Consider the following 19918-nt stretch of genomic DNA (forward strand, 5'->3'; position numbering starts at 1 on the left):
ACATCGTCCCGCTGAGACGACGCAGCACCAGCCCCGGAACCCACATGGCCTTCACCTGCACGATCCCCGCGGTGCCCACGATTCAGCAGGACGATGCCACGGTGCGCATCACCCGCTGGGACTTTTCGCCCGGCGCCGTGACCGGCTGGCACGAGCATGGCTGGCCGTATTTCGTGGTGATGCTGGTGGAGGGGGTGCTGCGCGTCCATGACGGCGCGGCGGTCAGCGAGACTTTGCTCGCGGCCGGCCAATCCTATACGCGGCCCGCGGGCATCCGCCACGACGTGATGAACGGTTCGGCGCACCCGATCGCCTTCATCGAGATCGAGGTGAAGCGCCCCGACGCGCTGGTCACGCTACCCGACGCCTAACGCAAAAGGGCCGGCCTCGCGGCCGGCCCCCGTCAGAAAGTCCCCAAGAAAATCAGCGCTGGACGATGACCTTCGTGCCGACCTTGGCGCGGGTGTAGAGGTCGGTGACGTCGTCGTTGGTCATGCGGATGCAGCCGGAGGAGACGGCGGTGCCGATGGTCTCCGGCTCGTTCGAGCCGTGGATCCGGTAGATCGAGCCGCCGAGATACATGGCGCGGGCGCCGAGCGGGTTCTCGATGCCGCCCTTCATGTAGCGCGGCAGGTCGGGCCGGCGGCGCAGCATGGTCGACGGCGGACGCCAATCCGGCCATTCGCGCTTCATCGTGATGGTCTGCACGCCGCCCCAGGTGAAGCCCGGACGGCCGACGCCGACGCCGTAGCGCAGCGCCTGACCGCCGCCCATCACGTAGTAGAGCCGCCGCTCGGCGGTGGAGACGACAATCGTGCCGGCGCCGTAGGGGCCGTTATAGGCCACCGTCTCGCGCGGGATCGCCGACATCTGCGGCACGGCCGCGTCGAGCGGGTCGGCGGGGTTGAGGGAGGCGTTGGCCACCGGCACCGCGACGGTCTCGACCGCCTGCGGGCGGACCCGCACGGTGAGCGCATCGTTCAGCGGCTGGCGGGTCAGCGGGTCGATCTCGTAGGCGAGCGCCGGCGCGGCGCAGGCGGCCGCGCCGATGAGCCCTACGAGGGCGGGAAGGAAACGACGCATCAAAGCCTCTCGGGGCAGGCGCGAAATCAGGTGGGAACGCGGCGAATTACCGGGGCACGATGCCGTGCCGATCCTCGCCAAGGGGTAAACGCTCGCGCCCCAAATCCAACCCTCAAACCGCCACGCTTAGCCGGTTCCGCCCCTCCGTGACTCGGTGGCAACACTGTGGCAGCTTGGCCATAAGCGCCGGGTATGGACCAGGGCGGTCGCGCGTGTCAGCGGGCATCAAAGCAACCGCATGGGACATTGCTAGTCCCGATCGAGTCGCGCGTTACACGGACGTTCGAGCACCCTGCTTGTCATCCCGGGGCCGCGCAGCGGTGCCCGGGATCCATAACCGTCGAAAGCTCACGATCTTGCACTGTCGGCGGCTCTGGGTTCCAGGCTCGCCTACGGCGCCCTGGAATGACAAAGCGATGTGTTCTGCCGACGCTGGCTTGTCGATTGGGGAGCAGAACCACGAGGTTACGACGTGCCTCGGCGACTTAATGCCGAGCCATCGGCGCGGTGTTTATCCAGCCCGAAGCTCACGCCTCGTCGGCGGCGAGCCAGATCGCGGGCTCCAGGGGCGCTGCGCGGACGAGAGCCGGCGCGGCGGCCGGCAGGCCGCGGATCTGCGCGAGCTCGGCCAGTTCCGGCGCCTGCGCGGTGTCGTCGGCGGTGAGGAACAGGCCCCGGGCCCGGGCGGCGCGGCCGAGATCGGCCCGGCTGGTCCAGACGCTCTGCGCCGGGCTCGCCAGCAACGCGAGGGCCAGCGGCGCGAGCCACAGGCCGAGCCAGGCATTGCCGGCCCAGACCAGGGCGAAGACGATCAGCGCCCCGACCACCACGGCGTCGGCCTGGAGCCGGAACGCCTCGGCCCAGGAGACCTGCCGGTCGTCGCGGTCCTGGGTCTCCCAGCGCACCACCCGGCCCAGGAAGGTCGAGACCACGGCGCCGGCGGTGAACAGGGTCAGCACCGGCCAGAGGAACACCCAGACGACCTGTTCCAGGGCGGCGCTGGCGAGCAGCGCCCGCGTGCCGCCGAAGGAAGCCCGGCGGGCCGGCGAGGCCAGGACATGGCCGAGGCTCAGGACCTTGGGCAGGGCCAGCACGGCGAGGCTGAGGGCGGCGAGGCCATGGGCAGCGGCGCCGTGCCCGGTCAGCCCATAGGCGAGGAGGCCGAGATCGCCGGTCCGGGCCGCCTGCCAGGAGGCCAGCCCCAGGAAGGCGATCCAGAGCGGCAGCATGCCGTAGGCCAGGATGCCGACCGCGAGGTGCCAGCGGCTCGCGCCATGCAGGCCGGCCCAGGGCAGCACCTGCAGGTGCTGGAGGTTGCCCTGGCACCAGCGGCGCTCGCGGCCGAGCAGGTCGATGAGGTTGGTGGGCATCTCCTCCCAGGTGCCGCCCATCTCGGGCAGCAGACGCACCTCCCAGCCGGCGCGGACCATCAGGGCGCCCTCGACGATGTCGTGGCACAGGATCTCGCCGCCGAGCGGCGCCCGGCCCGGGAGGACCGGGAGCTGGGCGTTCTCGGCGAAGGCCTCGATCCGCAGGATGGCGTTGTGGCCCCAGTAGCTGCCCTCAGGCCCCTGCCAGGTCTCCAGGCAGCGCAAGGCCAGGGGGGCGTAGAGGCGCACGGCGAATTGCTGGATGCGGGCGAACAGGGTGTCCCGGCCGGCCGCGTAGGAGACGGTCTGGATCAGGCCGGTGCGGGGGCTCTCGTCCATCAGGCGCACGAGCCGGGTCATGGCCGCGCCGGTCATGAGGCTGTCGGCGTCGAGGACGATCATATAGGCGTAGTCCGCACCGTAGCTGCGGCAGAACTCGGCGATATTGCCGGCCTTGCGGCCGATATTCTCCGTCCGGCGCCGATAGCGGATCCGCGGCAGGGCCGGGTCGGCCTCGGCCCAGGCCTGGATGCGGGCGAATTCGTGCTCCTCGACCGCCGCGATCGCGCCGTCCCGGGTATCGGAGAGGACGAAGATGTCGATGGCTTTCCCCGAGCCCTGCGCCTGTTCGCGGGCCAGCGAGCGGGCCATCACCCGGAGCCGGGCGAACACCGCGACCGCATCCTCGGCGTGGATCGCCACCACGGCGGCGGTACGGCCGGAGCTGGCAGCCGGCGCCCAAGCGGCCTCCGAGCGGCGCTCCAGCACCGATTTCGCCCGGTCGCCCAGGATGGCGGCGACGAGGCCGTAGACGTATTGGCAGGCCACGAAAGCCTGCCAGCCCATCACCAGGGCGAACAGGACCACGATCGTCCAAGCCAGGGGACTGGCACCGGCCGGGTAGGCGCGCTCCGCCAGCCAGGCGAGGCCGCCCGCGATGGCGAGGCTCGGGATCGCCAGGGCGAGGCGCCGGGCCAGCAGGGCCCGCCTGCCGGTCGCCCAGGCCTCGGGTTCGCGCGGCGCGACGGGGACGTTCGAATCTTGGGGATCGGGAGCGCCCGGATAGGCGTTCCGGTGCGGCCGCTCGGCGGAGGAGGTGACCCGTGAGGACATGGCGCGAGGAACTCGACCGTGGAAGGCTGCCGGCTGCCTCGCCGCGGGGGGGCGGGAACCGATGAGCGTGGACACCGATAAGCGGGGCGAGGACACGCAGCCGACCCGGCCGCACAGGCAGCCGGAGGCCGAACGGATCGATCCCCCCTCCCGACGCCGCGTTCTCAAGACCGTCCTGACCGCGGCTACCGGCAGTATTGTAGCTAGTGCCATAGATCTGAATGGCGCCCGAACATGGGCCGGGGCGGCGCTTCAGCCGCAGGGTCCGGCTTCTGGCCGCCCGCAGGACGGGACCATGGACGCCGGTGCGATGACCTTCGAGACCCTGTCGGGCCAGGCCCAGCGCCTCGCGGCCGCGCCCTACGCGGCGCCGCCGACCGACCTGCCGCCGGCGCTCGCCGGGCTCGACTACGACGGCTATCGCCACATCGTGTTCCGGCCATCCGAGAGCCTGCCGCTCGGCCGCCACTTCAGCGCGCAGCTGTTCCATCGCGGCTTCCTGCAGCGCAAGCGGGTGGCGCTGTATCTCCAGCCCCGCGGCGGCCCGTCCCGGCCGATCCCCTACGAGAGCCCGCTGTTCGACTTCGGCGGACGGCTCGCGGGCCAGAGTTTCCCGCCCGATCTGGGCTTCGCGGGCTTCCGGCTGCACTACGCCTTCCCGGAGATGCCGGCCTGGCGGCCCAAAGGCTTCCAGGAGGAATTTCTGGTCTTTCTCGGCGCCTCCTATTTCCGGCTGCGTGCCGCGGGCCAGGAATACGGGATCTCGGCGCGGGGCCTCGCCATCGGCACGGGCGCACCGGAGGGGGAGGAGTTTCCGGACTTCACCGCCCATTGGCTGTGCGAGCCGGAGCCGGAGGCGCGCAGCCTCACGGTGCTGTCGCTCCTCGACAGCCCGAGCATCGCCGGCGCCTACCAATTCGTGATCACCCCCGGCGACCCGGCCCGGATCGCCGTCACGGCGGCGCTCTATCCCCGCAAGCCGATCCCGCGGCTCGGGCTCGCGCCGCTCACCAGCATGTTCCTGTACGGCCAGAACGGGCCCGGCGCCCGGGGGGCCAAGCCCTTCGACGATTTCCGCCCGCAGGTGCACGATTCCGACGGGCTCTGCGTCGCCACCGCGGCCGATCGGCTGTGGCGACCGCTGGTCAACGGCCGCAGGCAGCCGCAGATCTCGGCGTTTGCGGCCAAGCCGGTCGCGGGCTTCGGGCTCCTGCAGCGCGAGCGGAGCTTTGCCGCCTATCTCGACGTGGAGGCGCGCCAGGAGGCCCGGCCCGGCCTGTGGGTCGCACCCGATCCGGGCGCCGCCTTCGCGGAGGGCGCCGTGCAGCTCTACGAGATCCCCTCGGCGGAAGAGTACATGGACAACATCGTGGCGGCCTTCGTGCCGGCGGCGCCGGTGCAGCCCGGCGCGGCCCTGCGGCTCGCCTACGGCCTGACCACCGTGGGGGCGGAGCCGGCGGAGGCGATCCTGCAGCCCGCGCTCGCCCGGGTCACCGAGACCCGGTTCGGCTCGGCCGAGCGCCTGCGCCCGACCGATCCGCCGAACCCGGAGCGGCGGCTCTGCGTGATCGATTTCGAGGGGCCGTCCCTGCCGAAAGGCGCGGACGAGAGCGTCGCCGTGGAAGTCTCGGCCAGCGCCGGGACGCTGCACGAGCCGGTGGCCAACTTCGTGCCGCAGACCGGCGGCTGGCGCATCTACGTGGAGTGGCGCCCGCCTCAGCCGATGCCCGCGGGGGATATCGTCCTGCGGGCGCGGCTGGTGCGCGGGACGACTCCGTTGAGCGAGACCTGGGACGCGTTGGTGTGACGCCGCCTCAGGCGCTGCGCTGCTCGCGCGCGAGGCGTTTTGCCAGGCGGGTGGCGCCGTAGACCTCGCTCAGGCGCCGGCGGGCGGCGGAGACCGGCGGGGCCTGCCGCTCGACATGGGCGGCCGCGATGACGCGCAAGGCAGAATCGACCGAGCGCTCCAGGCGGCGTTCGGCCGAGACGGCGAAATCCTGCTTCGAGTCCAGCATGCGATGATCCCTCGTGCGAGGCCGGTCCCGCCCTCTCGCGGGGCGGTGACCGGCGGCATGAGGCAGCTTCCACATCCGGCTTGACCGTATCAAGGCAGCTTGGCCGTAAGTGGGAGGCGCCGTCCGCGCCGCGCGCGGACAGCTTTTGTCGGGCATCCCCGTGGCCCGGAAGCCGGCCGCCGCCGGTCGGGATGGGGCTCTAGCGCAGTTCCTCGTGCCAGGTCCGCCCGTCGCGCTCGATCAGCGCGATGGCGGCGGTGGGCCCCCAGCTCCCGGCGGGATAGGGCCGCGGCGCCTCCGGGCGGTCGGCCCAGGCCTTGAGCACGCCGTCGGCCCAGGCCCAGGCGGCCTCGACCTCGTCGCGGCGCATGAACAGGGTGGCGTTGCCCCGGACCACGTCCATCAGCAGGCGCTCGTAGGCGTCCGGATAGCGCTGTTTGAAGGTCTCCTCGAAGGAGATGTCGAGGTCGGTCGGGCGCAGGCGCAGGCCGCCGGGCCCCGGATCCTTGGTCATCACCTCGAGCTTCATGCCCTCCTGCGGCTGCAGGCGGATCACCAGCCGGTTGGGCTCGCGGCCGAACGCCTCCTCGGGGAAGATCGAGAACGGCGAGGCCCGGAACTGCACCACGATCTCGGACAGCTTCTGCGGCAGGCGCTTGCCGGTGCGCAGGTAGAACGGCACTCCGGCCCAGCGCCCGGACTGCACTTCCAGCTTCATCGCCACGAAGGTCTCGGTGCGGCTCTCGTGGCCGAGCTCGGCAAGGTAGCCCTCCACCGGCTTGCCGTCGACGGCGCCGGCCACGTACTGGCCGCGCACGGTCACGGTCTGGATGTCGTGGGCGGTGATCGGCTTGAGGGCGCGCAGCACCTTCAGCTTCTCGTCGCGGACGGAGTTCGCTTCGAGGTTGAGCGGGCTCTCCATGGCGGTGAGGCACAGCAGCTGCAGCATGTGGTTCTGCAGCATGTCGCGCATGGCGCCCGAGGTGTCGTAATAGCCGGCCCGGCCCTCGACCCCGACCGTCTCGGCCACGGTGATCTGGACGTGATCGATCACGTCCGAGGTCCAGAGCCGCTCGAAGATGGTGTTGGCGAACCGCAGGGAGAGCAGGTTCTGCACCGTCTCCTTGCCGAGGTAATGGTCGATCCGGAAGATCTGCGACTCGGGGAAGACCTCGCCGACCGCGTCGTTGATCGCGCGAGCCGATTTCAGGTCCTTGCCGATCGGCTTCTCCAGCACGACCCGGGACTTCTCGCCGACCAAGCCATGCGAGGCGAGGTTGCGGCAGATCGAGCCGTAGAGGTCGGGGGAGGTGGCGAGGTAGTAGGGCCGCACCTGGTCGGGCCGCTCGTCGAGCTTGGCCACGAGATCGGCCCAGCCGCTCTCGCCGGCCCCGTCCACCGCCACGTAATCCACGTGGGCGAGGAATTTGCGGAGCACGTCCTCCGTCAGGTCGGCGGCGGGCACGAAGCGCTTGAGGGCGTCCCGGGCATGCTCCCGGAACGCTTCGGTCGACAGGTCCGAGCGCGAGGCGCCGATGATTCGGCTGGTTTCCGGGATCTGCCCGTCCCGGAACCGGTAGAACAGGGCCGGCAGCAGCTTGCGCGCCGTGAGATCGCCGGTGGCGCCGAACACGACGCAGTCGAACGAGGCGACGGGGATGATCGTGGCCAAGAGTGCGGCTCCCTGGTGTCGTGCGCGGTTGCGATGCGGCGACCGCGCCGCACTGCCCTAACCTGGGTGCAAACCCTTCGCCAGACGAGGGGCTGCCGTCAGCAAGGTCCGCGGCGCATGCCTCCGGGGGAGGACGATCGCGGCTTGATGCGCAGCCGCGAACCGCGCCCCGTCATTGCGGGCGGAGCGAAGCAACCCAGGGAACCGCGACGGAGGACGTTTTCGAGCGCGGACGGAAAACGGGTCGTGCCGAAATCCCGCTCTGCGGCAGTGTCACTGTTGGTGAGAGCGCTTCGCCTCGCGTCTCACCTGCGACCCCTTTCGTCCGTTCCGTCGAGCGGAACGATGTGCCGCGCGGTTCCCTGGGTTGCTTCGCTCCGCTCGCAATGACGGGGGCGCTTACTCCGCCATGAACCGCTTGAATGCCTCGGAAAAGTCCGGGTGCCAGCGCGACAGGGCCGGCCGGTTCTCGATGATGTCGCCGGCGGCCCAGGCGATGCGCTTCTCGTCCTGCGCTCGGGTGGTCTCGTTGTCGGGGCAGAGGATGTAGAAATCGCCCGCCTCCAGCCGCTCCAGCATGAAGGCGACGGTCTCCTCCGGCGTCCAGGCGCCGGCCGGCTTCTCGGCGACGCCCCGGGCCTTGGTCAGGCCGGTATAGACGAAGCCCGGGATCAGCAGGTGCGCGGTGGTCCGGCAGCCCTCGCGGGTGCGCAGCTCATGGGCCAGCGCTTCGGTGGCCGCCTTCACGGCCGCCTTCGAGACGTTGTAGGGCGCGTTGCCGGGCGGGGTGGTGATGCCCTGCTTCGAGCCGCTGACGATCACCGCCCCGGGCTTGCCGCCCGCGATCATCCCGGGCGCGAAGGCGTGGATGCCGTTGACCACGCCGCCGAGATTGGTGCCGAGGATCTGGGTCCAGGTCTCCGCGTCGGAGAAGAGCTTGCCGCCGGCCTCGATCCCGGCATTCAGCATCACCACGGCCGGGGGACCGGCCTTGGCGACATGGGCCGCGAGCGCCTCCACGGCCTCCCGGTCCGAGACGTCGGTGGGTACCGCCCGGACCTCGACGGCGGCGAGCTCGGCCACGGCGCGGTGGGCGTCGTCAAGGGCTTGGCCGGGCAGGTCGGCGAGCCAGACATTCATGCCGGCCCGCGCGAAGGCTTTGGCCGCCGCGAGCCCGATGCCGCTCGCCGCCCCGGTGACGACCGCGCTGCGGCCTGGGCTGATGGCGGGGTGCTGGCTCATGGGTCGGTCCTCGGCTGGATGGCGTCCCGAAGATGGGGCGGGTCGGGGCCGAAGGCGAGTTGAAACCGGCGCGATCGATCCGCTGCCAGCGCCATTGGCAACTCGGGCGATCGCATAAGGAGATGTTATTCCTCCGGGAGTTGACATCTCTCGCGGCGGACCCGCACCCACTCCGTCATTCCGGGGCCGCGGAGCGGAGCCCGGAATCTAGAACCTTAAGCCGCGCAAGATCTTGCTCCTTCGGCGGTTCTGGATTCCGGGCTCGCCTGCGGCGCCCCGAAATGACGGGGTGACGTATCCCTCGAAGCCCTCGAACCAAGAGCCCGGCATGACCCCATCCCCCGGCCCGCCGAGCCGCCGCGCGCTCCTCGCCGGGGCGGCCTGCGCCGGCCTCGCCACGGCGGCGGGAGCCGCGCCGTCCGGTTTCGGCCCCCTCGGCAAGCCGTCCTGGTCGGCCGACAGCCTGCAGGCGGCGGCCTCGACCAAGGGGCTGCTTTATGGCTGCGAGGTGCCGTTCCACCGCTTCGATGCGACGCCAGCCTACCGGCAGGCGGTGGCGCGGGAATGCGGGATCCTGGTCTGCGGCACCGAGATGAAGATGGAGGAGGTGCTGCCCGCCCCCGGCCGCACCGACTTCGCCCGGGGCGACGCGATCCTGCGCTTCGCGCGGAGCAACGGCCAGCGGATGCGCGGGCACACCCTGGTCTGGCACGCGGCGCTGCCGCCCTGGGTGGCGCCGCTGCTCGGCCGGGCGAGCCCTACCCAGGCCGAGGACTTCATGCGGCGCTGGATCGAGACCGTGGCCGGGCATTACCGGGGACAGATCGTCGCCTGGGACGTGGTCAACGAGATTTTAGGCAGCGAGACCGATCCCGACCGGGGCGGGGGCCTGCGCGACTCCCCCTGGCTCGCCGCGATGGGGCCCGGCTACGTCGACCGCGCCTTCCGGATCCTGCACGAGACCGACCCGGCGGCGGCCGGCACCTGGAACGAGGACGCCGTCGAGCAGGGCGCGCCCTGGATGGAGGCCAAGCGCACCAAGGTGCTGCGCCAGCTCGAGGCGATGCGGTCGCGCGGCGTGCCGATCCGGCGGTTCGGGCTGCAATCGCACCTGACCAGCACGGTGCCGATCGACCAGGGCCAGCTCCGGCGCTTCCTGCACGAGATCGGCCAGATGGGGCTGGGGATCGCGGTCACCGAGCTCGACATCGACGACCGGGCCTTCCCGTCCGACGTGCCGACCCGCGACCGGATGGTGGCCGATTTCGCCCGGCGCTACCTCGACGTGGTCCTGGCCGAGCCCGCCTTGCTCGACGTGCTCACCTGGGACATCTACGACCCCGACACGTGGCTCAACGACCACCCCTACCGCAAGCGGCCGGACGGCCTGCCCCAGCGCGCGCTGCCGCTCGACGCGCAGTTCGGGCGCAAGCCGCTCTGGCACGCGATGCAGGCCTGCTTTCGGGCGGCACCGGACCATACGGCCGTCCGCGAGAAACTCAGGCGGGGGTGATGCCGGTGCGGCAGCCACCCTCCGACAGGGTCGGCTCCGGCGGGCGGTCCGCCAACAGCCGGCGGCGCAGGCGGGCGCAGGGGCGCTCGACCCAGGTGAACATGCCCCAGCACCAGAGCAGGGTCACCGGGAAGGCCGCCAGCATCAGCGGGATGCCGTGCAGGCCCGGCGCCAGGTGCAGCACCAACGCCACCACGGCCATGTGGGCGAGATAAAAACTGTAGGACCAGAGGCCGAGCTGGCGCATGGGCCGGGCGGCGAGCAGTCGCACCGCCCAGCCTTCCCCGTGCAGCAGGTAGGCGAAGGGCACGAACAGGGCCGCGCTCTGGAGGGTGTAGCGCAGGGTCTCGCGGAAAGCGGGATCGCGCAAAGCCAGGGTCAGCAGGATCACCCCGAGGCTCGCGGTGACATGCCAGGGGCGCGGGCGCCAAGCCCGGTCGCCCGGGATCACCGGGTTGTTCCACAGGCCGAGGCCGCAGCCGAACAGGATCGCGTCGATCCGGGTATGGGTCCAGGAATAGTTCAGGCTGTAATCGGGAAGCCGCCAGACGTTGACGCAGCGGATCGCCAGGACCGCCGCGCAGATCCCCAAACAGGCCAGCGCCGCCCGGCGCGGCTGCAGGCGCCCAAGCCACAAGGCGTAGGCCAGGGGGAAGACCAGATAGAAATGCTCCTCGATGGCGAGGCTCCAGAGCGGCACCGGCAGCACCGCCTCGGTGCCGAACAGCCCGGGATAGTTGGTCAGGAACAGCACCTGGCCGAGCACGGCCGCCGGCTCCACCCGCATCCAGTCGAGGAGCCCCACCGCGTAGAGCACGCCGGTGGCCGCGAGCGTCAGGTAGAGTGGGGGCAGGATCCGGAGGCTGCGCCGCAGGTAGAAGGCGGCGAGCGAGACCGTGCCGGTGCGTCCGCGCTCGATCCGCAGCAGCGTCGTGATCAGGTAGCCGCTGAGGAAGAAGAACACCGTGACGCCGAAGCCCCCCGGCACCACGTGGCTGTAGCCGCAATGGGCCGCGAACACGATCAGGATCGCGAGCGCCCGCACCCCGTCGAGCTGGGGCAGGTACGGCATCGTGCTGGGCATGTCCCCGGTGCGCGGGGGTCCGGAATCCGGCATGGCGGCGGCTGATCGTCCTTCACGGCTCGGCCCCGCAGGGTGCGCCATTTCCCGAGGAACCGATATCCGCAGGCGGCCCCTCAGGACGAGCCCCTCGCCGGATGGTGAATGGTGCCCGTGGCCAGCCCGATCGACCGGAGGAGATTGGTAACCGTACCGCTCCATCATCCCGTCCGACCGCGCCGCCCCGGGCGCCGTCGGGAGTGTTGCGTATGGTCCCGGCCCGTTTCCGCCTGTCCGCCCGCCTCGGCGCGGGTCTCTCGGTGCTGGCGCTCCTCGGCGGCCACGTCGGCGCGCTGGCGCAGGGGGTTCCGGCGGTGCCGACCGGCCCCGCCGCGGCCCCGCCGCTCGCCGTCCCGGTGGCGGTGCCGCCGGCCTCGGAACCGGCGAAGAATCCGGAGCCCAAAACGCCGGATTCTGCGAAGAATCCGGAGCCGCGTCCGATTGAGGCGAAGAGTTCCGAGGCCAAGCCCCCGGAGCTTCCCAAGAAGTCGCGCGAGCCGGCGCCGCTGGTCTACGCCAAGGTCTCCACCGACCCGACCCCGACGCTCACCGCCCGGACCTTCCTGGACACGCTGAAGGTCGCCGACCGCTACGCCGCCTTCGCGGAGGCCGGGGGCTGGGAGCGGCTGCCCGACGACCTTGTCCGCCTGAAGCCCGGGGAGCGCAGCTCGGCGATCCCGTCCCTGCGCCACCACCTGACGTTGACCGGCGACCTGCCGGTGGACGCGCCGCCGAGCGACCGGCTCGACCCGCCGCTGGTGGCCGCGATCGCCGCGTTCCAGGGCCGCCACGGCCTGCCCGACAGCGGCATCCTGGGCCGGCTCACGATCAACGCGCTGAACGTGCCGGCCGCCACCCGGCAGCGCCAGCTCGCGGCCTCGGCGGCCCGGCTGATGGGCTCGAAATTCCCGTTCGGCGAGCGCTACGTCGTGGTCAACATCCCCTCGGCGAATGTCGAGGCGGTGGAGAACGGCGCGGTGGCCCGCCGCTACGTCGCGGTGGTCGGATCCCCCGACAAGGCGACGCCCCCGGTGGAGACCCGGATCACCGACATCAACTTCAACCCGACCTGGACTGTGCCGGCCTCGGTGGTGAAGAACGAGATCATCCCGCAGATGCGCAAGAACCCGGGCTACCTCGCCCGGAACCACATCCGCATCCTCGGCCCCGCCGGCGAGGTCGACCCGACCAAGATCGACTGGGCGGGCAACAAGGCCGCGGCCTACACGCTGCGCCAGGATTCCGGCTTCGACAATTCGCTCGGCCAGGTGCGGATCGACATGCCGAACCGCTTTGCCGTCTACATGCACGACACCCCGGCCAAATCCCTGTTCGCCGCCAACGTCCGCTTCCACAGCCACGGCTGCGTCCGGGTCGGTCAGGTCAAGGAGCTGGTCGGCTGGCTGCTGCAGGGCACCGACGGCCCGAACGGGCCCGGCACGAGCTGGGGGCCGATCGAGATCGAGACCGGCATCGCCGACGGCGAGCGCCGCGACATCAAGCTGGTCAAGCCGGTGCCGGTGACCTTCGTCTACCTCACCGGCTACGCCACCCCGGACGGGAAGGCGCATTTTCGCGACGACATCTACAACCTCGACACGCCGCCCCCGGCGCCGGAGCCCGCCGCCACCGGGGCGATCCCGCCCGCCGGCGCCGCGCAGCCTGCGGCGATGGCCAAGCCCGCGGCGCTCAAGCCGGCTGTGCCCAAGCCGGCCGCGGCGAAGCCCGCTGCGGTCAAGCCGGCGGCCAGCAAGGCGGTCGTGGCGAAGACGGCAACGGAGGGCCTGAATCCGGAAACACCCCAGCCGCCGCGCTGAGGTGGGCCCTGCCGGTGGCTCGATCTCTCCCGCCTTGTCATCCCGGGGCGCCGTAGGCGAGCCCGGAATCCAGAGCCGCCGACAGTGCAAGATCTTGAGCTATCGGCGGTTATGGATCCCGGGCTCCGCTGCGCGGCCCCGGGATGACAAGGTGGTCTATCTTGCCGCCTTGCATCGCCGATCGAAGTAGGCCCGAGAATCAGCAGGCCTTTTGTGAAAGGCTTTTGACGCGCGAGGGGGCCATCTCCGGCACAGGGGGCTAATCCCGCCTCCTACCCCACCCCAAGCTCCAGCTTCACCGTCACCAGCCCCGGATCCTCCGGATCCCGCCCCTGCGTGAACCCGAGCCGGCGGCAGACGGCCAGCATCGGGCGGTTCTCGGCCAGCACCATGCCCTCGACCCGGCCGATCCCCTCGGAGCGGGCCCAGTCGATCATCAGGCGCATCAGCGCGAAGGCGAGGCCGGTGCCCCGGGCGTCGCGGCCGACCGCGATGGCGTATTCGCCGCTCTCGTGGTTGGCGTCGGCATGCAGCCGGACGGCGCCGAGCATGCGTTCGCCACCCTGCGGGTCGACCTCGGTGGCGACGAACGCGATGGCGCGGGCATAGTCGAGCTGGGTCAGCCGGGCCAGGAAGGCGTGGCTGAACTCGCGCACCGGGCCGAAGAAGCGCAGCCGCAGGTCCTCCGGGTCGAGGCCCTTGAAGAAGGCCAGGAACAGCCCCTCGTCCTCGGGGCGCACGGGGCGGACCCGGATCGTCCGGTCCTTGAGCTTCAAGGTGCGGACCCATTCGGCCGGATAGGGCCGGATCGCGAAGCGCGGGTGGCCGCGGCCGTGGCGGCCCCGCTCCGCGCGCCCGATCCGCACCCGGGCGTCGAGGGCCAGCACGCCGGTCTCGTCGGCCAAGAGCGGGTTGATGTCGAGCTCGCGCACCTGCGGCAAGTCGGCGGCGAGCTGGGACAGTTTTACCAGGGTCAGGGCGATGGCCCCGAGATCGGCGGGCGGCACGTCGCGGTAGCCTTCGAGACGCCTTGCGACCCGGGTGCGGCCGATCAGGTCGCGGGCGAGGGCCAGATCGAGGGGCGGCAGGCCGAGCGCGCGGTCGTCGATCACCTCCACCGCCGTGCCGCCCCGGCCGAACACCACCACGGGGCCGAACACCGCATCTTCGGCGAGCCCGGCGATCAGCTCCCGGCGCTGGCCCCGGCGGACCATGGGCTGCACCGCGAAGCCGGTGACCCTGGCGTCCGGCCGCTCCCGCCGGGCGCGGGCCAGGATGCTGCGCGCCGCCTCGCAGACATCGGCCTCGCTGGTGAGGTCGAGCTGGACGCCGCCGATATCGGATTTGTGGACCACGTCGGGCGAGACGACCTTGAGCGCCACCGTGCCGCCGGCCGCGATGATCGGCCAGGCGGCGGCCGCGGCGGCGTCCTTGTCGGGGGCGAGTGTGATCGGCACGGTCGGGATGCCGTAGGCCTCCAGCAGGCCGTTCACCGCGATCGGGTCGAGCCACGTCGCCCCCTGGCGCAGGGCGGCGGCCACGATCGACCGGGCCCGGGCCATGTCGGGGGAAAAGTCCCGCGGCAGGGAATCCGGCGTGCGCATCAGGTCGTCCTGCGCCTCGCGATAGCGCACGAGGTGCAGGAAGCCCTCGATCGCCTCGGAATCGGTGGTGAAGTGCGGGATTCCCGCCTCGGCGAAGGCCGCCCGCGCCGCCTCGGCATCGCCCAGCGAGACCGCGAAGACCGGCTTCTTGCGGCTCTGGCCGGCGCGGGTGCGCTTGACCGTCTCGGCGATCGCTCCGGCCACCGCGCCGGCCTGGGACCGGATCGTGGGGACGTGGATCGCCAGCACGGCGTCGCTGGTCCGGTCGGCGAGCAGCGGCGCCAGGGCGGCCGAGAAGGCCGGGCCGCCGGCATCGATGCCGAGGTCGATCGGGTTGCCGGCCGGCCGGCCCTCGGCCTCGGGGATCTCCGCCAGGATTCCCGCGCGATCGGTCAGCCGGTCGGCGGCGAGCAGGCCGATGCCGCGGCCGTTGGTGAGGATCGCCAGCCGGTCCCCCGGGAACGGGCGCTGGCGCCCCAGGGCCTCGACCGCCGAGAACATGGCATCGAGGTCCGGCACGGCGAGGAGGCCCGCCCGCCGGAAGGCCGCTGCGTAGACCGCGTCGGGGCGGGCCAGCGCGCCGGTATGGGTCACGGCGGCCCGCGTGTCCGGCCGGTGGCGGCCGGCGCGCAGCACCACCACGGGCTTGGCGCGGGCGGCGGCCCGGGCCGCCGACATGAACCGCCGGGCATCGGCCACGCGATCCAGGCAGAGCAGGATCGCCCGGGTGCGGTAATCGGCGGCGAAATGGTCGAGGCAGTCGGCCACGCCTATATCAAGCACGCTGCCGAGCGACAGCACGGCCGAGAACCCCGTCCCGTGACGGGCGGCCCATTCGACGATCGCGGCCGCCACCGTGCCGGATTGCGAGACCAGGGCGAGGTCCCCCGCTGCCGGAGCGTGGGCGAACAGGCTGGCATCGAGCTTGGCGGCGGGCACCACGAGGCCGGCGCTGTCGGGGCCGAGCAGGCGCAGACCCTGCGCGCGGGCGATCCGATGCGCCACCGGCCCGGGATCGTCCGGCCCGCGGCCGAGCCGGGCGGTGAGGATCACGGCCGCGCCCGCGCCGATGGCGGCGGCCTGGGCGACCACCTCGGGCACGCTCAGCGGCGGCACCGCGATCAGCACGAGGTCGGGCACGACCGTCAGGTCGGCGACCCGGGCTACGCAGGGCAGGCCGTCCACGATGTCGTGATCGGGCTGGACCGGCAGGATCGCGCCGGGAAAGCCCGACCGGCGCAGGCTGTCGAGCACGCTGCGCCCGAGGGAGCCCTCGCGCGCCACGGCCCCGACCAGGGCGATCGAGCGCGGCGCCAGGAGCTTGTCGAAGCGGTAGGTGCTCACGGCGCCGACGGCTCGGTTCTGCACACGCGCATGGTGGTGCCCTCGCCTGGGTGCCGCGCTCGGGTCGGGCGTGCGGCGCAGCGCCCACGGGCGCTCCCGTTCCCCTACCAGATGGCACAATCTTCCGCGGGTGCAACGCCCGGAGGTTCAGAGGCGCCCGCGACCGCCGCCTCGTCCCGGCCGGAGGCGACCGGAACGGTCCGATTCTGTACAGTATACGACAATGCAGCCTGCCATCAGTCTGGCTGTAGTGGTCAGTTATAAATTGGTCTTGCCCTTAAATTGATCACATCATAGTACCTGCGCCATTATAGCCCTGTATCGGGCCGAGCAGACACAGATTCCGGCTGCCCAACCGCGAATGATGGTGGCCGAGACGAAACGGACGGGAGGTTTCGGAATGGACGCCATGGTCGGAGAGGACCTGGATTATCTCACGCTGTCCGTCGACATCGTGTCGGCCTTCGTGAGCAACAATCCGGTGCCCGTGCCGGAACTGCCCGGGCTGATCGCCGCGGTCCACGCGACCCTGCACGGGCTGAGCCAGCCGCCGGCCCCGCCGGTGGAGGAACTCCGGCCGGCCATCTCGGTCCGGCGCTCGATCCAGCCCGATTTCCTCGTGTGCCTGGAGGACGGCAAGAAGTTCAAGTCGCTGAAGCGGCACCTGCGCACCCACTACAACCTGACGCCGGACGCCTATCGCGAAAAGTGGGGGCTGGCCCCCGACTACCCGATGGTGGCGCCGAACTATGCCGCCGCCCGCTCCAGCCTCGCCAAGAGCATGGGGCTCGGCCACCAGCGGCGGAAAGGCCAGAAGGCTTAAGCGGGCCGACGCGCGTCCACAGCTTTCCGAGCGGGATTCAGCATCGGGCAAGGGCCGCTTGCGAGGGTCGATCGGCTCACCCGCGACCCGAGATCCGATGCCCGGCAAGCCCAATCCCGTCGCCCGCCTGTTCTGGACGGCCGCGCTCGGCTGCCCGCTCGGGCTCTGGTACGGACCGCCCGCCTTCGCGGCCACGGGGCTCGCGCTCACGCTGGTGCTGATGCGCCATCTCGGGCGGCCCCGCCGATTCCGGGCGCGGGTGCGCCGGATCACCCGGGCCCATGCCGAGACCCTGGCGCTGCGGCGGCGGCAGGAGAGCTTCTCCGACGCCTACGGCAACCGGATCGAGGACGGCTGGCTGCGGGAGCGGGCCTATTTCCTCGACCGGACGGTCCTGCCGCAGATCGGGCCGCGGTTTGCCGACCTCGCCGAGTCGGAGCGCGCCCGGATGCTCGCGATCGTCGAGGCGGAGGCCGCCGCCGTCGCGCTGCCCGAGGAGGACGAGGCGCCGGGCGACGGGATCGATTACGAGCGCTACTGCGCCGACCGTCTGGCCCGGGCGGGCTGGCGGGCCCACCGGACCCCGCCGAGCGGCGACCAGGGCGCCGATATCGTGGCGGTGCGCGACGGCCTGCGCCTGATCGTGCAGTGCAAGCGGCTGGCGAAGCCCGTGGGCAACGCCGCCGTGCAGGAGGCGGCCGCCGCCCTGCGCTACTGGGCGGGCGACCGGGCCGCGGTGGTGTCGAATGCCGGCTTCACACCGGCGGCCCGCCGCCTGGCCGCCGCGACCGGCGTGCTGCTCCTGCACCACGACGCGCTGGACGACATCGACCTCGCCGGCGCGCATCGCGGCTAGCGTCATCAGGTCCCGGGATCCCAAAGGGCCGAGGCCCTCTGGTGGGGTTCGGGGCGCGAAGCCCCAGCGGACTCAGAGGACCTTGAGCAGCGCTTCGGCGCCGGACGCCTCGGCCTTCGAGGGGGTCTCCTCGACGTTGAGGATCTTCACCACGCCGTCATCGACCAGCATCGAGTACCGCTTGGAGCGCACCCCGAGGCCGAAGCCGGTGCCGTCCATCTCCAGGCCGATGGCCTTGGCGAAGTCGGCATTGCCGTCGGCCAGGAACTCGAGGCCCTCGGCGCCGCTCGCCTTCGACCACGCGTCGAGCACGAACACGTCGTTGACGCTGGTGACCGCGATGGTGTCGACGCCGCGGGCCAGGATCTCGTCCTTCTGGGTGACGAAGCCGGGCAGGTGGTTGCGGTGGCAGCTCGGCGTGAAGGCGCCGGGCACGCCGATCAGCACCACGCGCCGGCCCTTGAACACATCGTCGGTGGTGCGGGCGAGCGGGCCTTCGGGGCCGGTCACCCGGAAGGTCGCCTGGGGCAGGTGGTCGCCGACCTGGATCATCGCGGGTCCCTTCATTGACGCGCGCTTCAAGGATCGCGCGCTGAACGATCGCGGCTGACCTAGCGTGGCAGCCCGCGCCTGTCGAGGACGGGGGAGTTCGTCACGCTCCAAGCAGCGTGATGAAGGCGGCGCCCGCGCCGAAGAAGGCCGCGCCCGCGGCCATGCCCGAGGGCGGAGACATATAGCGATCCGCCCGTAGATTCGACAGCGCCTTCGGGGCCGGCCCCGGCGGTGGGCCGCGCGCTTTGTCCGCTGGACAAGGCGGGGGGGGCGCGTAGCATACGCGCATGACGAACCCAGCGTCGCCCGCGCAGACCGCGCTCACCGGCTCGAGCTTCCTCGATGGCCAGTTCCTCGTGGCGATGCCCGGGATGGCCGACGAGCGCTTCGCGCGCTCGGTGATCTACGTCTGCGCCCATTCGGCGGACGGCGCGATGGGGATCATCGTCAACAAGGCGGCCACCGACATCAGCATGCCGGATCTGCTGGTCCAGCTCGACGTCTGCCCGGAGGCGGACGCGATCCGGCTGCGCGAGCGGGTCGGGCACATGCCGGTGCTGATGGGCGGTCCGGTGGAGGGGCGGCGCGGCTTCGTGCTGCACACCGACGACTTCCACATCCAGCAATCGACGCTGATCATCGACGACGGCATCTGCCTGACCGCCACCGTCGAGATCCTGCGCGCCATCGCCAGCGGCGAGGGGCCGGCGAGCGCCGTGCTGGCCCTCGGTTATGCCGGCTGGCAGGCGGGCCAGCTCGAGAGCGAGATCATGGCCAACGGCTGGCTCAACTGCCCGGCCGATCCGGCGCTGATCTTCGACACCGACCTCGAGGCCAAGTACGAGCTGGCCCTGCGGACCAACGGCATCGACCCCGCCATGCTGTCCATGACCGCCGGGCGGGCCTGAACGCCGACCGCTAGTCCGGCGGCATCTCGCCGGCGGTGTCCGGGTTCACCCCGTCGACGGCGGGTTCCGCGGCGGGCCTGGGCCGGGACCGGCGCGGGGCCGCGGCGGTGGTGGGCACGGCCGTGTTGGCGCCGAGCCGCGTCGCGAGCGCCAGGGCCCGGTTCTCGGTGACACGCAGGTGGCAGAAGCCGTGGGTGCCCTCGCGGGCGTAGCTGCGGCAGAGCTGCTCCCGGTCGGCCGAGAAGGCTGCCTGCTCGCTCACGATCGGCCGGACGTCCTCGCGCCGGGCGCGCTGGGTCATGAGCTTGTAATTGTCGCGCACCGCCTTGTCGGCGACGCCCCGGGCGGTGTCGAATTCCCCGGCCCGGGGGATCAGCGTGGCCCCGGCCGGCCCCCAGAGGCCTACGGGCGTGGTCGTGCAATCGGCGTTCGAGAAGGTGCAGACCGGCCCCTGGCCCAGCGACGAGACCAGGATTCCGCCCTCGACCACGTCGAAGCGCAGCGGGCACTCCGCCCCGGCGGCCTCGAAGCGCGGGGCGCCCTCCGGCTTGCCCTCGGAGGTCAAGGTGATGGGATTGCCGTTCGCGAGCGGCACCGTGCAGGATTCCGCCGGCTGCGAGATCTTGGTGCCCGGCAGCTTGATCCGCGCCGTGACGGCCGTCCCGGCGCGCTCCAGTTTCAGGGCGCCGGACATCCCGTTGAGCTGCAGCTCCTGCCCGATCAGGCCGTCCTCGGACGGGACCTTCAGCACCACCGGCCGGGCCGGAACCGGCGCGGACCGGGGCGCCTCGGGGGCCGTGGCGGGCCCCGGCTCCCCGGGCGCCGGGGCGGCGGGGGGGCCCTCGGGCACGCCGCGGGGCGGCACCGGGGGCCGCTCGGGCTTGAT

16 protein-coding genes are annotated in these 19918 nt (G+C 71.8%); 7 read left to right on the forward strand and 9 right to left on the reverse strand.

What is annotated here, in order from left to right:
• Nucleotides 1-44: 44 nt before the first annotated feature.
• Nucleotides 45-371 carry a cupin domain-containing protein gene (locus MKK65_RS03295; protein WP_243955277.1) on the forward strand — a complete coding sequence of 109 codons (327 nt, stop codon included), beginning with the start codon at nt 45-47 and terminating at the stop codon, nt 369-371.
• A gap of 52 nt (nt 372-423) precedes the next feature.
• On the opposite strand, the gene MKK65_RS03300 is transcribed toward MKK65_RS03295, so the two are convergent.
• Together MKK65_RS03300 and mdoH are read right to left on the reverse strand one after the other, a co-directional pair.
• A complete protein-coding gene (locus MKK65_RS03300) occupies nt 424-1083 on the reverse strand; it encodes a L,D-transpeptidase (protein ID WP_058193883.1) in 660 nt (219 codons plus the stop codon).
• A gap of 527 nt (nt 1084-1610) precedes the next feature.
• Complete coding sequence (gene mdoH / locus MKK65_RS03305) at nt 1611-3566, reverse strand: glucans biosynthesis glucosyltransferase MdoH (RefSeq protein WP_243955279.1); 1956 nt, start codon at nt 3564-3566, stop codon at nt 1611-1613.
• Between the two features lie 310 nt (nt 3567-3876).
• Between mdoH and MKK65_RS03310 the strand changes: the two genes are divergently transcribed.
• The gene (locus tag MKK65_RS03310) at nt 3877-5373 is read left to right on the forward strand and encodes a glucan biosynthesis protein (protein ID WP_243955310.1); all 1497 of its coding nucleotides are present in this window, start codon (nt 3877-3879) and stop codon (nt 5371-5373) included.
• Between the two features lie 7 nt (nt 5374-5380).
• Here MKK65_RS03310 and MKK65_RS03315 read toward each other — a convergent pair whose 3' ends face one another.
• The 3 genes from MKK65_RS03315 to MKK65_RS03325 all read right to left on the reverse strand — a co-directional run bounded on the left by MKK65_RS03315 (nt 5381) and on the right by MKK65_RS03325 (nt 8495).
• A complete protein-coding gene (locus tag MKK65_RS03315) occupies nt 5381-5581 on the reverse strand; it encodes a hypothetical protein (protein WP_058193885.1) in 201 nt (66 codons plus the stop codon).
• Between the two features lie 199 nt (nt 5582-5780).
• Nucleotides 5781-7253 (reverse strand): glucose-6-phosphate dehydrogenase, encoded by a 1473-nt coding sequence (zwf, locus tag MKK65_RS03320; protein ID WP_243955281.1) that lies wholly within the window; start codon nt 7251-7253, stop codon nt 5781-5783.
• A 399-nt stretch (nt 7254-7652) separates the two neighbouring features.
• On the reverse strand, nt 7653-8495 hold the full coding sequence (locus MKK65_RS03325) for an SDR family NAD(P)-dependent oxidoreductase (RefSeq protein WP_243955283.1): 843 nt from the start codon (nt 8493-8495) through the stop codon (nt 7653-7655).
• Nucleotides 8496-8823: 328 nt separating this feature from the next.
• On the opposite strand from MKK65_RS03325, the gene MKK65_RS03330 reads away from it, so the two are divergent.
• Nucleotides 8824-10008 (forward strand): endo-1,4-beta-xylanase, encoded by a 1185-nt coding sequence (locus MKK65_RS03330; RefSeq protein ID WP_243955285.1) that lies wholly within the window; start codon nt 8824-8826, stop codon nt 10006-10008.
• Here MKK65_RS03330 and MKK65_RS03335 read toward each other — a convergent pair.
• Entirely contained in the window at nt 9995-11092 is a 1098-nt protein-coding gene (locus MKK65_RS03335) for an acyltransferase family protein (protein WP_243955287.1), read from the reverse strand. The genes MKK65_RS03330 and MKK65_RS03335 overlap by 14 nt on opposite strands.
• A gap of 245 nt (nt 11093-11337) precedes the next feature.
• Between MKK65_RS03335 and MKK65_RS03340 the strand changes: the two genes are divergently transcribed.
• Nucleotides 11338-12945 carry a murein L,D-transpeptidase gene (locus MKK65_RS03340; RefSeq protein ID WP_243955289.1) on the forward strand — a complete coding sequence of 536 codons (1608 nt, stop codon included), beginning with the start codon at nt 11338-11340 and terminating at the stop codon, nt 12943-12945.
• A 272-nt stretch (nt 12946-13217) separates the two neighbouring features.
• On the opposite strand, the gene MKK65_RS03345 is transcribed toward MKK65_RS03340, so the two are convergent.
• A complete protein-coding gene (locus tag MKK65_RS03345) occupies nt 13218-15893 on the reverse strand; it encodes a bifunctional acetate--CoA ligase family protein/GNAT family N-acetyltransferase (RefSeq protein ID WP_243955291.1) in 2676 nt (891 codons plus the stop codon).
• Between the two features lie 400 nt (nt 15894-16293).
• Between MKK65_RS03345 and MKK65_RS03350 the strand changes: the two genes are divergently transcribed.
• Both MKK65_RS03350 and MKK65_RS03355 read left to right on the forward strand, forming a co-directional pair.
• Nucleotides 16294-16716 (forward strand): MucR family transcriptional regulator, encoded by a 423-nt coding sequence (locus tag MKK65_RS03350; RefSeq protein ID WP_058193892.1) that lies wholly within the window; start codon nt 16294-16296, stop codon nt 16714-16716.
• Between the two features lie 97 nt (nt 16717-16813).
• Complete coding sequence (locus MKK65_RS03355) at nt 16814-17572, forward strand: restriction endonuclease (RefSeq protein ID WP_243955293.1); 759 nt, start codon at nt 16814-16816, stop codon at nt 17570-17572.
• Between the two features lie 72 nt (nt 17573-17644).
• On the opposite strand, the gene MKK65_RS03360 is transcribed toward MKK65_RS03355, so the two are convergent.
• Nucleotides 17645-18124 carry a peroxiredoxin gene (locus MKK65_RS03360; RefSeq protein ID WP_243955295.1) on the reverse strand — a complete coding sequence of 160 codons (480 nt, stop codon included), beginning with the start codon at nt 18122-18124 and terminating at the stop codon, nt 17645-17647.
• 287 nt (nt 18125-18411) lie between these two features.
• On the opposite strand from MKK65_RS03360, the gene MKK65_RS03365 reads away from it, so the two are divergent.
• Nucleotides 18412-19032: a YqgE/AlgH family protein gene (locus MKK65_RS03365; protein WP_243955297.1), complete on the forward strand. Its 621-nt coding sequence runs from the start codon at nt 18412-18414 to the stop codon at nt 19030-19032.
• Between the two features lie 10 nt (nt 19033-19042).
• Here the strand turns inward: MKK65_RS03365 and MKK65_RS03370 are convergent.
• On the reverse strand, nt 19043-19918 hold an 876-nt coding region (locus MKK65_RS03370), incomplete at its 5' end, for a hypothetical protein (protein ID WP_243955299.1).

This window comes from Methylobacterium sp. J-001 (genome assembly GCF_022829565.1).
Taxonomy (GTDB): Bacteria; Pseudomonadota; Alphaproteobacteria; order Rhizobiales; family Beijerinckiaceae; genus Methylobacterium.

Bases quoted from the DNA above. Each gene is read 5' to 3' on its own strand.
- MKK65_RS03295 (WP_243955277.1), top strand. From the start codon at position 45: ATGGCCTTCACCTGCACGATCCCCGCGGTGCCCACGATTCAGCAGGAC.
- MKK65_RS03300 (WP_058193883.1), bottom strand. From the start codon at position 1,083: ATGCGTCGTTTCCTTCCCGCCCTCGTAGGGCTCATCGGCGCGGCCGCC.
- mdoH (WP_243955279.1), bottom strand. From the start codon at position 3,566: ATGTCCTCACGGGTCACCTCCTCCGCCGAGCGGCCGCACCGGAACGCC.
- MKK65_RS03310 (WP_243955310.1), top strand. From the start codon at position 3,877: ATGACCTTCGAGACCCTGTCGGGCCAGGCCCAGCGCCTCGCGGCCGCG.
- MKK65_RS03315 (WP_058193885.1), bottom strand. From the start codon at position 5,581: ATGCTGGACTCGAAGCAGGATTTCGCCGTCTCGGCCGAACGCCGCCTG.
- MKK65_RS03325 (WP_243955283.1), bottom strand. From the start codon at position 8,495: ATGAGCCAGCACCCCGCCATCAGCCCAGGCCGCAGCGCGGTCGTCACC.
- MKK65_RS03330 (WP_243955285.1), top strand. From the start codon at position 8,824: ATGACCCCATCCCCCGGCCCGCCGAGCCGCCGCGCGCTCCTCGCCGGG.
- MKK65_RS03335 (WP_243955287.1), bottom strand. From the start codon at position 11,092: ATGCCCAGCACGATGCCGTACCTGCCCCAGCTCGACGGGGTGCGGGCG.
- MKK65_RS03340 (WP_243955289.1), top strand. From the start codon at position 11,338: ATGGTCCCGGCCCGTTTCCGCCTGTCCGCCCGCCTCGGCGCGGGTCTC.
- MKK65_RS03350 (WP_058193892.1), top strand. From the start codon at position 16,294: ATGGACGCCATGGTCGGAGAGGACCTGGATTATCTCACGCTGTCCGTC.
- MKK65_RS03355 (WP_243955293.1), top strand. From the start codon at position 16,814: ATGCCCGGCAAGCCCAATCCCGTCGCCCGCCTGTTCTGGACGGCCGCG.
- MKK65_RS03360 (WP_243955295.1), bottom strand. From the start codon at position 18,124: ATGATCCAGGTCGGCGACCACCTGCCCCAGGCGACCTTCCGGGTGACC.
- MKK65_RS03365 (WP_243955297.1), top strand. From the start codon at position 18,412: ATGACGAACCCAGCGTCGCCCGCGCAGACCGCGCTCACCGGCTCGAGC.